The following is an 11,379-nucleotide window of genomic DNA, read 5'->3' as shown; positions in this document are numbered from 1 at the left end:
ATCACGCTCTTCCTGCATGCGCTGCATCAGGACGCTGCCGACCATTCCTCGCCAACCGACGAGACCTACAATCATGACTTACCTCGGATGTGATTTGAACTTCCCCGCGCTTTCCTCGCCCGACGTGACTGCGCGGGGAAGACGAGCAGGCACGACGAACGATCTAGCCGATCGTTTTGGTAATGGTTTTAATCGTCGTTGCGGTAAGCGGGTGGCCGTGCGAACCCAGGCCGGCCGGGCTGCGGGTAGCAGTCAGGAGGGCGCTGGCAGTCGAGGGGGACTGGAAGATTCGGACCATCGACAAAGTCTACACGATTTTGCGGCAGTGCCACACGCGGGAAATCGGGGACAAATTAAAGAAAACCAGAAGAAAAGGCGCCACATGGGACGCCTTTTCAACTTACTGCCTTGATCCTTGGCGCACGCCGCTTACAGGGCCGCCAGGACGGCGTCGCCCATCTCGCGCGTGCCGACCTGCTTGCAGCCCGGCGTCAGGATGTCGCCGGTGCGGTAGCCCTGGGCCAGCACCGTCTTGACCGCGTTCTCGATGCGGTCGGCCTGCCCGGCGCGGCCCAGCGAGTAGCGCAGCATCATCGCCGCCGACAGGATGGTGGCCAGCGGGTTGGCCACGCCCTTGCCGGCGATGTCCGGCGCCGAGCCGTGCGACGGCTCGTACAGGCCCTTGTTGTTGGCGTCCAGCGAAGCCGACGGCAGCATGCCGATCGAGCCGGTCAGCATGGCTGCCTCGTCCGACAGGATGTCGCCGAACATATTGCCGGTGACGATCACGTCGAAGCTCTTGGGCGCCTTGACCAGCTGCATGGCCGCGTTGTCCACGTACATGTGCGACAGCTCGACTTCGGGGTATTCCTTGTGCACTTCGATCACGATGTCCTTCCAGAACTGGAAGGTCTCGAGCACGTTGGCCTTGTCCACGCTGCACAGCTTCTTGCCGCGCTTGGCCGCGGCCTGGAAGGCCACGTGCGCGATGCGGCGGATTTCCGGCTCGCTGTAGCGCATGGTGTCGAAGCCTTCGCGCGCGCCCTGGAAAGGACCGTCCGGTGCTTCGCGCATGCCGCGCGGCTGACCGAAGTAGATGTCGCCGTTGAGCTCGCGCACGATCAGGATGTCCAGGCCGGCCACCAGCTCGGGCTTCAGGCTCGAAGCGCCCGTCAGCTCCGGATAGCAGATCGCCGGGCGGAAGTTGGCGAACAGCTGCAGGTGCTTGCGCAGGCCGAGGATGGCCTGCTCGGGACGCAGCGGGCGGTCGAGCTTGTCGTATTTCCAGTCGCCCACGGCGCCGAACAGGATGGCGTCGGCTTCCTTGGCCAGCTTGAGCGTGGCGTCGGGCAGCGGATGGCCGCTGGCCTCGTAGCCGGCGCCGCCCACCGGGGCGGTTTCCAGCTCGAACTTCTCGTCGAGCGCGTTCAGGACCTTGACGGCCTCCGCGATGATCTCGGGACCGATGCCGTCACCCGGCAGGACTGCGATTTTCATGCTGTGTCTTCCTTGTATTGTCTTCGGCGATCTGCGGCGGCTCAGCCGACCACGCGGTTGTTCAGCCACGGCATCTTCGTCACGCGCTCCGCCTCGTATGCCTTGATCTTGTCGGCATGGCGCAGCGTCAGGCCGATGTCGTCGAAGCCGTTGAGCATGCAGTACTTGCGGAACGGCGCGATGTCGAACGCATAGGCATCGCCGCCCGGCGTGAGCACCACCTGCTTGTCCAGGTCGATGGTCAGCTTGTAGCCGTTGAACGCGTTGGTCTCGTTGAACAGGTGGTCGACCTGCAACTCGGTCAGCGCCACCGGCAGCAGGCCGTTCTTGTAGCAGTTGTTGAAGAAGATGTCGGCAAAGCTCGGCGCGATCACGGCGCGGAAGCCGTATTGCGTGAGTGCCCACGGCGCGTGCTCGCGCGAGCTGCCGCAGCCGAAGTTGCGGCGCGCCAGCAGGATCGACGCGCCCTGGTAGCGCGGCTGGTTCAGCACGAAGTCCGGGTTGAGCGGACGGCGGCTGTTGTCCTGGCCGGGCTCGCCCACGTCCTTGTAGCGCCATTCGTCGAACAGGTTCGGGCCGAAGCCGGTGCGCTTGATCGACTTGAGGAATTGCTTCGGGATGATGGCGTCGGTGTCGACGTTCTCGCGGTCCAGGGGCACCGTGAGCCCGCTGTGTACAGTGAACTTGTCCATGGTCGGTTCCTTACTTGCGGGCCGCGTTCTCGAGCGAACGGCCCACAGCCTGCGTGTCCTTGCCAACGCCGGCCATGGTGTGGCAGCCGGCGAGTTGCAGCATGCCGAAGCATGCGAGGACGATCAGGGCGTGTTTCATGATGGGACTGCGCGTATTGTTGCCTTGGGCCGGCGGTTCAGCCGAGCTGGCGGATGTCCACGAAATGGCCCTCGATGGCGGCCGCGGCAGCCATCGCCGGGCTCACCAGGTGCGTGCGTCCGCCCGCGCCCTGCCGGCCTTCGAAGTTGCGGTTCGAGGTCGATGCGCAGCGCTCGCCCGGATCGAGGCGGTCGGCGTTCATGGCCAGGCACATGGAGCAGCCCGGTTCGCGCCATTCGAAACCGGCGGCCTTGAAGACCTTGTCCAGCCCTTCGCGCTCGGCCTGCTCCTTGACCAGCCCGGAGCCCGGCACCACCATCGCCAGCTTGACGTTGCCGGCCACGCGGCGGCCCAGCTTCTGCACGACCCACGCCGCGGCGCGCATGTCCTCGATGCGGCTGTTGGTGCAGGAACCGATGAAGACCTTGTCGATCTTGATGCTGTCGACCGGCACATTGGGCTGCAGCCCCATGTACTCGAGCGCGCGCTCCATGGCGTTGCGCTTGTTCGGGTCCTTCTCCTTCTCGGGATCCGGCACGCGGTCTTCGATGCTGACCACCATCTCGGGCGAAGTGCCCCAGGTCACTTGCGGGCGGACGTCTTCCGCGCGCAGTTCCACCACCTGGTCGAAATGCGCGCCTGCGTCGGAATGCAGCGTGCGCCAGTAGGCCACTGCATGGTCCCATTCCACGCCCTGCGGCGAGAAGGGGCGGCCCTTGACGTAGTCGAGCGTGATGTCGTCCACGGCCACCAGGCCGGCGCGGGCACCAGCTTCGATGGCCATGTTGCACACCGTCATGCGCCCTTCCATGGTCAGCTCGCGGATGGCCGAACCGGCGAACTCGATGGTGTAGCCGGTGCCGCCGGCGGTGCCGATCTTGCCGATGATGGCCAGCACGATGTCCTTGGCGGTGCAGCCGCGCGGCAGCTTGCCTTCCACGCGCACCAGCATGTTCTTGGCCTTCTTGCCCAGCAGCGTCTGCGTGGCCAGCACGTGCTCCACTTCGGAGGTGCCGATGCCGTGCGCCAGCGCGCCGAACGCGCCATGCGTGCTGGTATGCGAGTCGCCGCACACCACCGTCATGCCCGGCAGCGTGGCGCCCTGCTCCGGCCCGATCACGTGCACGATGCCCTGGCGCAGGTCGTTCATCTTGAACTGGGTGATGCCGTACGCATCGCAATTGGCGTCCAGCGTGTCCACCTGCAGCTTCGAGACCGGGTCGGCAATGCCCTGGGTGCGGTCGGTGGTCGGCACATTGTGGTCCGACACGGCCAGGTTGGCGCTGATGCGCCAGACCGGACGCTGCGCGATCTTCAGGCCTTCGAATGCCTGCGGGCTGGTGACTTCGTGCAGCAGATGACGATCGATATACAGCATCGTCGTGCCGTCGTCCTCGACGTGCACGGTGTGGTCATCCCAAAGTTTGTCGTAAAGCGTCTTGGCCATGATGCAGGAGGGCGGGCCGGGACCGTTCGGTACTGCACGGTTGGCGGCGTCGCGCGGTAGTTTGCGGGGAGGTTTTGTCGCGGCAAATGCGTGCAGGAAATGCAGCTTGCAGCGATGCTTGACATCACAATCGATTATGCCACAGCGATACCGCGCGGCCGGGCCCCGCCCGGGCGGATCGGGCCTGTCGATGTAATGTGATTGGCGAAAGGGGGATTTCGCCGATGGCGAAAAGGGGCTGGCGCCCTCCCCCGCCGTGGGGAAGAGCGCCAGAGGTCAGCCGCCCAGGTAGGCGCTCTTGATGCGGTCGTTGGCCAGCAGGTTGGCGCCCGTATCGGCCAGCACCACGCGCCCCGTTTCCAGCACATAGCCGCGGTCGGCCACGCCCAGCGCCTTGTTGGCGTTCTGCTCGACCAGGAACACCGTGACGCCCTCCGCGCGGATGGTGCGGATGATGTCGAAGATCTGCGCGATCACCAGCGGCGCCAGGCCGAGCGTGGGCTCGTCGAGCAGCAGCAGGCGCGGCCGGCTCATCAGCGCGCGGCCAATCGCCAGCATCTGCTGCTCGCCGCCGGACATGGTGCCGGCGCGCTGGCCCGAGCGCTGCTTGAGGCGCGGGAACAGCGTGTAGACATGCTCGATGCCCGCCTCGACCTCGTCGCGCTTGCCGAAGAAGCCGCCCATCTTGAGGTTCTCCAGCACGGTCAGGCTGGGAAACACGCGCCGCCCTTCCGGCGAGATCGCCATGCCGAGCCGCATGATCTCGTGGGTGGGCATGCGCGTGATGTCCTGCCCTTCGAACAGCACGCGCCCGCTCGAGGCGCGCGGCGAGCCGCACACCGTCATCATCAGGGTGGTCTTGCCGGCGCCGTTGCTGCCGATCAGCGTGACGATCTCGCCCTTGTTCACTTCGATCGATACGCCGGACAGCGCCTCGATGGCGCCGTAGTGGGTATGGACCTGTTCCAGCTTCAGCATTTAGTCCTCTCCCAGGTAGGCCTTGATCACGCGCGGGTCGTTGCGCACTTCCGCCGGCTTGCCGATCACGATCGGGCGGCCGTGCTCCATCACCAGGATGCGGTCGGACACGCCCATCACCAGGCTCATGTCGTGCTCGATCAGCAGCACCGAGATGTTGAACTCGCGGCGCAGCTGGTCGATCAGCCGCGACAGCTCGACCTTCTCCTGCGGGTTGAGGCCGGCGGCCGGCTCGTCGAGCATCAGCAGGCGCGGGTTGGTGATCATGCAGCGCGCGATCTCGAGCCGCCGCTGGTGGCCGTAGGACAGCGTGCCCGCCTCGCGGTTGGCGACATGGCGCAGGCCCATGCGCTCGAGCCACACCGCGGCACGCTCGAGCGCCTCGCGCTCGGCACGGCGGTAGGCCGGCGTGGCGAACAGGCCGCGCAGCAGCCCGGCGCGCACCTGCAGGTGCTGCGCCACCAGCAGGTTCTCGACCACCGTGAGCTGCTTGAACAGCCGGATGTTCTGGAAGGTGCGCACCAGGCCGCGGCGCGCCACCTGGTGGCTCGGCAGGCGGGCGATTGAATGCCCGTCCAGCGTGACCTCGCCCGCGGTGGGCTTGTAGAAGCCGCCCACGCAGTTGAACACCGTGGTCTTGCCGGCGCCGTTCGGTCCGATGATGGCGAACACCTCGTCGCGGCGCACGTCGAAATCGATGCCGTCGACGGCGAGCAGGCCGCCGAAGCGCATCTGCAGGCCGGAGACCTTCAGCAGTTCCGGTTGCGCCTGTTGTACTTGCTGTGCCTGGCTCATTGCGGCAACTCCACATGGGGGCGGCTCGCGGGCAGCAGGCCCTGCGGACGCCACATCATCATCAGCACCATCACCAGGCCGAAGATCAGCATGCGGTATTCGGCGAAGCCGCGCGCCACCTCGGGCAGCGCGGTCAGCAGGATGGCGGCCAGGATCACGCCCAGCTGCGAACCCATGCCGCCCAGCACCACCACCGCCAGGATCAGCGCGGACTCGATGAAGGTGAACGACTCGGGATTGACCAGGCCCTGGCGCGCCGCGAAGAAGGCGCCGCCCAGCCCGGCGAAGGCCGCGCCCAGCGTGAACGCCGACAGCTTGATGCGGGTCGGGTTCAGGCCCAGCGAGCGGCAGGCGATCTCGTCCTCGCGCAGCGCTTCCCACGCGCGCCCCATCGGCATGCGGATCAGCCGGCTCGTCACGAACAGCGTGAACGCCACCAGCAGCAGCGCGAGCAGGTAGAGGAAGATCACCATGTGCTCGCCGCTGTATTCCCACCCGAGCAGCTCATGGAACGTCTTCACGCCCTCCACGCTGGCGCTGCGCGCCATCTCGATGCCGAACACGCTCGGCTTCGGAATGCCCGAGACGCCGTCCGGGCCGCCGGTGAGGCTGGTCAGGTTGTTGAGCAGCAGGCGGATGATCTCGCCGAAGCCCAGCGTGACGATGGCCAGGTAGTCGCCGCGCAGGCGCAGCACCGGGAAGCCCAGCAGGAAACCGAAGGTCGCCGACATGCCGGCCGCGATCGGCAGGCACTCCCAGAACGTCAGGCCGAAATACTGGTTGAGCAGCGCATAGGTGTAGCCGCCCACCGCGTAGAAGCCCACGTAGCCCAGGTCGAGCAGCCCGGCGTAGCCCACCACGATATTCAGCCCGAGGCCGAGGATCACGTAGATCAGCGCCAGCGTGGCCACGTCCACCGCGCCGCGCGAGCCGAAGAACGGAAACACCAGCCCGACGGCCAGCAGCAGCCAGATCGCCTTGCGCTGCTGCCCGGCGCCCAGCGCTGGCACACTCGGCAGCTTGATGCCGGCGCCGGCGCGCTGGAACAGCGGCTTGAACAGCTGGAACAGGAATACCGCGCCGACCGCCAGCCAGACCGGCTGCCAGTGCGGCTCGAACACCACCTTGTAGCCTTCGAGCTTGAGCTGCAGCCCGAGTATCGGCACCGTGAGGATGGCGGTCATGACGGCCGCGGTGATGGCGTTCTTGAGGGATTGCCCCATGGATGCATCGTTTCTCATCTCGCGCTCCTCAGACTTTTTCCACGTCCGGCTTGCCTAGCAGGCCGGTCGGGCGGAACAGCAGGATCAGCACCAGCAGGCCGAAGGCAACGACGTCCTTGTACTCGGCCGGCATGTAGCCCGTGGCGAAGGTCTCGGCCAGGCCCAGCAGCACGCCGCCCAGCATGGCGCCGGGAATGCTGCCGATGCCGCCCAGCACCGCCGCGGTGAAGGCCTTGATGCCCGCCACGAAGCCGATGAAGGGATTGAGCTTGCCAATGCTCAGGCCGATCAGCACGCCGCCCACCGCCGCCAGCATCGCGCCGAGCACGAAGGTGAAGGAGATCACGCGGTTGGTGTCGATGCCAAGCAGGTTGGCCATGCGCATGTCCTCGGCGCAGGCGCGGCAGGCGCGGCCCATGCGCGAGTGGCCGATGAACAGCGTCAGCGCGATCATCAGCACCAGCGTCACGCCCACGATCAGCAGGCGCGAATACGGCACGGTCACGGTGAAGTCGCTGCCCATCTGGAACTCGATGGCGCCGGAGATCAGCACGGGCACGGAGACGTCGCGCGCGCCCTGCCCGATCTGCACGTAGTTCTGCAGGAAGATGGACATGCCGATGGCGGAGATCAGCGGCACCAGCCGTGGCCCGCCACGCAAGGGCCGGTAGGCCACCCGCTCGACGGCGAAGCCGTACAGGCCGGTGACCAGCACCGATACCAGCAAGGCGGCGCCCAGCACCAGCGGCAGCGGATAGCCCGCCTGCGCGCCGATCGCGGTGAGCGTCACCAGGCCCACATAGGCACCGATCATGTAGATCTCGCCGTGGGCAAAATTGATCATGCCGATGATGCCGTAGACCATGGTGTAGCCGATGGCGATCAGCGCATAGATCGCACCCAGCGTCAGGCCGTTGACCAGCTGCTGGGTGAACTGTGGAAGGAACTCGTTCATGCGGGAAGCCCCATAACTTTGAAACCGGAAATGCCCCGCCGCGCCGCGGTCATGCCGTGGAGCGCGGGCCGGCCGGGCCGGCAGCCCGATACCAAAACGCCCCGCCGGTGTTCCGGGCGGGGCGCGCGAAGCCGGAGTGCGGCTTAGTTGGCAGCAGTCTTGGTGGCGTCCTTGTGCCAGGTGAAGACGACGAACTTGAACGACTTCAGATCACCCTGGGCGTCGTACTCGACCTTGCCGATCGGGGTCTGGAAAGCGTTCTTGTGCATATAGGCGGCAACCTTGGTCGGGTCCGTGCTCTTGGCGCCGGCAATGGCGTCGCCGATGATCTGGACCGCGGCGTACGCCGGCATCTGGAACGGGCCGTTGGCGTCGCGCTTCTTGTCGGCGAACGCCTTGACCAGCGCGGCATTGGCCGGGTCGGCGGAGAAATCGGCCGGCAGCGTGACCAGCATGCCTTCCGACGACGGGCCGGCGATGGCCGTCACGTCCTTGTTGCCCACGCCTTCGGGACCCATGAACGTCGCCTTGACGCCCTGCTCGCGCGCCTGGCGCAGCAGCAAGCCCATTTCGGGGTGGTAGCCGCCGAAGTAGACGAAGTCCACGCCCTGCGACTTCAGCTTGGTGATCACGGCGGAGTAGTCGGAGTCGCCGGCGTTGATGCCTTCGAACACGGCCACCGGGATCTTGGCGGCTTCCAGGTCCTTCTTCACCGACGAGGCGATGCCCTGGCCGTACGACTGCTTGTCGTGCAGGATCGCGACCTTCTTGGGCTTGACCTTGCCGATGATGTACTGGGCGGCGGCCGGGCCTTGCTGATCGTCGCGGCCGATGGTGCGGAAGATGAACTTGCGCTTCTTGTTCTCGGTGAGCTGCGGCGCGGTCGCCGACGGCGTCACCATCACGATGCCTTCGTTCTCGTAGATGTCCGAGGCCGGGATGGTGGAGCCCGAGCACACGTGGCCGATCACGTACTTGATCTTCTGGCTCACGATCTTGTTGGCGACGGCAACGGCCTGCTTCGGTTCGCAGGCGTCGTCCATCAGCACCACTTCGAACTTGTTGCCGCCGGCGCCGCCGGCCGCGTTGATCTGTTCGATGGCGGTCAGCGCACCAGCCTTGACCATGTCGCCGTACTGGGCAACCGAGCCGCTCATGGGGCCGGCGATGGCGATCTTGATGGTTTCCGCGTTGGCGGCGGCGCCGAAGGCCACCAGTGCGGTGGCCAGGGAGATGGACGTAAGACGGGACAGCGTCATCAGGAGCTCCTCGATTATTTATTGGTCATGGGCTTGAGGCGACATGACCTGCGCAATCGAACAACACCCGCGAGCTACTACCGAGAAGACGCCCGAGACGCGGAAGACGGGCCGACGAAGACAAGAGAAAGCGTGTGCGGGGCCCGGCATGTGTCAGCCCCCCGCAGTGGCGGAGGGCCTTGGTTCGGAAGACAACGTTGATGCGTTCTCTATTGCGCAGGTGATTCGCCTGCCCCGCTCGCCGCGACGCAGTCCGGAAGGGTGGCCCGGCTGCCGTCGGCAAAGCAGCCCGCATTATAGGGTCAAACCTCCTGCCTGACGCCAAATTCGCACAATTAATGCGGATCATATTGGCATAACCACAGCACAAATCATCGGAAATTGCCGACTTCGCCACCTTTCCGGCAATAATCCTCCCGCAACGCACAAGCCGACCTCGGCCTTGAATGACAAACGCCCCGGCAAGCCGGGGCGTCTGGTATTGCTGCGCTGCCACAGGCGGCCGCACGGCCGCCCGGGACGAAGATCAGCGCTTGCCGATATCCGGCACGTCGCGGCTGGCCGCACCGTTGAACAGCTGGCGCGGACGGCCGATCTTGTACTCCGGATCGGTGATCATCTCTTCCCACTGCGAGATCCAGCCCGGGGTGCGGGCCAGCGCGAAGATGCAGGTGAACAGCGAGGTCGGGATGCCCAGCGCGCGCTGCACGATACCCGAGTAGAAATCGACGTTCGGGTACAGCTTGCGGCTGACGAAGTACTCGTCTTCCAGCGCGATCTTTTCCAGCTCCATCGCCAGCTTGAACAGCGGGTCGTTGTGCAGGCCCAGTTCGTTCAGCACTTCGTGGCAGGTTTCGCGCATCAGCTTGGCGCGCGGGTCGTAGTTCTTGTACACGCGGTGGCCAAAGCCCATCAGGCGCACGCCCGAGTTCTTGTCCTTGACCTGCTTGATGAACTCGGTGATGTTCTCGACGCCGCCGATTTCCTCGAGCATCTTCAGCGCTGCCTCGTTGGCACCGCCGTGAGCCGGGCCCCACAGGCAGGCCACGCCGGCGGCGATGGCGGCGAACGGGTTGGTGCCCGACGAGCCGGCCAGGCGCACGGTCGAGGTCGAAGCGTTCTGCTCGTGGTCCGCGTGCAGGATGAAGATGCGGTCCAGGGCGCGCTCGAGCACCGGGTTCACGGTGTACGGTGCGCACGGGGTGCTGAACATCATGCGCATGAAGTTGCCCGAGTAGGACAGGTCGTTCTGCGGATAGACGTACGGCTGGCCGATGTTGTACTTGTAGGCCATGGCGACCAGGGTCGGCATCTTGGCGATCAGGCGGATCGCCGAGATTTCGCGCTGGTGCGGATCGTCGATGTCCATGGCGTCGTGGTAGAACGCGCTCATGGCGCCCACCAGCCCGGTCAGCACGGCCATCGGGTGCGCGTCGCGGCGGAAGCCGCGCAGGAAGAACTGCATCTGCTCGTGAACCATGGTGTGGTTCATCACGGCGCCGACGAATTCTTCCTTCTGCTTGGCGTTGGGCAGTTCGCCCTTGAGCAGCAGGTAGCAGGTTTCCAGGTGATCGCACTTGGTGGCCAGCTGCTCGATCGGGTAGCCGCGGTACAGCAGCTCGCCCTTGTCGCCGTCGATATAGGTGATCTTCGAATTGCAAGAAGCCGTCGACATGAAACCGGGGTCGTAGGTGAACTTACCGGTTTGACCGTACAGCTTGCGAATATCGATCACGTCCGGGCCTACGGTACCGGTGTAAATCGGCAGCTCAACGCTGGGGGTACCATCGGAAAACGATAGCGTGGCTTTCACATCGGACGGTGTCATGTCGGTTCCTTCAAATGCTTGACTAATAATGTTGACGATACTCAGACCGAACGCAGCATGGAGATGACGCGCTGCATCGGGGGCGTGTCGAGCTCACCGTCCAGCTCCTTGCGGGCAAGCAGCAGGTCCATCAACTCGTTGTCGCTCAGCTCGAACAGCTCAGAGAGCGCGGCCACGTCCTGGTCGGAGAGGCTTTCTTCGTAACGGTTGAAAAAACGTTCGACGATGATGTCGTTCTCCAGGAGGCCGCGCCGCGCGCGCCAGCGCAGTCGCGCACGCCGGTGCGGATCGGCCTGGTGGGAGAAACTGGGGGAAACACTTTCGGTCATAGGTCCCTACTTCCGGCGCGCCGGTCCGGACTGCATATTGATAGCCCGGACTGACGCGCCGCTTACAACCACCGCGCGGTCAGACCGAGCGGCGAACCATCAGCTCCTTGATCTTGCCGATGGCCTTGGTCGGATTCAGCCCCTTCGGGCAGACGTCGACGCAGTTCATGATGCTGTGGCAACGGAACAGGCGGTACGGGTCGTTCAGGTCGTCCAGGCGCTGGCTGGTGGCCTGGT

General features: G+C 65.3%; 11 protein-coding genes and 1 pseudogene. All 12 read right to left on the bottom strand.

Translation table 11 applies throughout. The annotated features are described in order from the left end of the window. Positions 1 to 429: 429 nt before the first annotated feature. Complete coding sequence (leuB, locus tag AC1DKV_RS39140; RefSeq protein WP_441619310.1) at positions 430 to 1,497, bottom strand: 3-isopropylmalate dehydrogenase; 1,068 nt, start codon at positions 1,495 to 1,497, stop codon at positions 430 to 432. A 41-nt stretch (positions 1,498 to 1,538) separates the two neighbouring features. Continuing rightward, positions 1,539 to 2,189 (bottom strand): 3-isopropylmalate dehydratase small subunit, encoded by a 651-nt coding sequence (gene leuD, locus AC1DKV_RS39135; protein ID WP_441619308.1) that lies wholly within the window; start codon positions 2,187 to 2,189, stop codon positions 1,539 to 1,541. Positions 2,190 to 2,199: 10 nt separating this feature from the next. Continuing rightward, entirely contained in the window at positions 2,200 to 2,328 is a 129-nt protein-coding gene (locus AC1DKV_RS39130; RefSeq protein ID WP_441619307.1) for an entericidin A/B family lipoprotein, read from the bottom strand. Between the two features lie 37 nt (positions 2,329 to 2,365). Next, positions 2,366 to 3,775: a 3-isopropylmalate dehydratase large subunit gene (gene leuC, locus AC1DKV_RS39125; RefSeq protein WP_441650416.1), complete on the bottom strand. Its 1,410-nt coding sequence runs from the start codon at positions 3,773 to 3,775 to the stop codon at positions 2,366 to 2,368. A 276-nt stretch (positions 3,776 to 4,051) separates the two neighbouring features. After that, positions 4,052 to 4,753, bottom strand: a complete 702-nt coding sequence (locus AC1DKV_RS39120) for an ABC transporter ATP-binding protein (RefSeq protein ID WP_441643647.1) — start codon at positions 4,751 to 4,753, stop codon at positions 4,052 to 4,054. Then, a complete protein-coding gene (gene livG / locus AC1DKV_RS39115; protein ID WP_441619301.1) occupies positions 4,754 to 5,548 on the bottom strand; it encodes a high-affinity branched-chain amino acid ABC transporter ATP-binding protein LivG in 795 nt (264 codons plus the stop codon). Then, entirely contained in the window at positions 5,545 to 6,789 is a 1,245-nt protein-coding gene (locus tag AC1DKV_RS39110; RefSeq protein WP_441619299.1) for a high-affinity branched-chain amino acid ABC transporter permease LivM, read from the bottom strand. The genes livG and AC1DKV_RS39110 overlap by 4 nt, the downstream gene beginning before the upstream one ends. A 10-nt stretch (positions 6,790 to 6,799) precedes the next feature. Beyond that, positions 6,800 to 7,726 (bottom strand): high-affinity branched-chain amino acid ABC transporter permease LivH, encoded by a 927-nt coding sequence (gene livH / locus AC1DKV_RS39105; protein WP_441619297.1) that lies wholly within the window; start codon positions 7,724 to 7,726, stop codon positions 6,800 to 6,802. A gap of 143 nt (positions 7,727 to 7,869) precedes the next feature. Continuing rightward, positions 7,870 to 8,985, bottom strand: coding sequence for a branched-chain amino acid ABC transporter substrate-binding protein (locus AC1DKV_RS39100; RefSeq protein WP_441619295.1), 1,116 nt, complete (start codon positions 8,983 to 8,985; stop codon positions 7,870 to 7,872). Between the two features lie 526 nt (positions 8,986 to 9,511). Then, entirely contained in the window at positions 9,512 to 10,813 is a 1,302-nt protein-coding gene (gene gltA, locus AC1DKV_RS39095; protein ID WP_441619293.1) for a citrate synthase, read from the bottom strand. 41 nt (positions 10,814 to 10,854) lie between these two features. Further along, complete coding sequence (locus AC1DKV_RS39090; RefSeq protein ID WP_441619291.1) at positions 10,855 to 11,142, bottom strand: FAD assembly factor SdhE; 288 nt, start codon at positions 11,140 to 11,142, stop codon at positions 10,855 to 10,857. Positions 11,143 to 11,221: 79 nt separating this feature from the next. Further along, positions 11,222 to 11,379 (bottom strand): annotated as a pseudogene (gene sdhB, locus AC1DKV_RS39085) (succinate dehydrogenase iron-sulfur subunit); the annotation flags it as partial.

The sequence above is a fragment of the Cupriavidus sp. 05T41 genome, from assembly GCF_056396525.1.
Note: the sequence above shows the minus strand (reverse complement) of the source record. Positions and strands in the feature narration are given on the sequence as shown.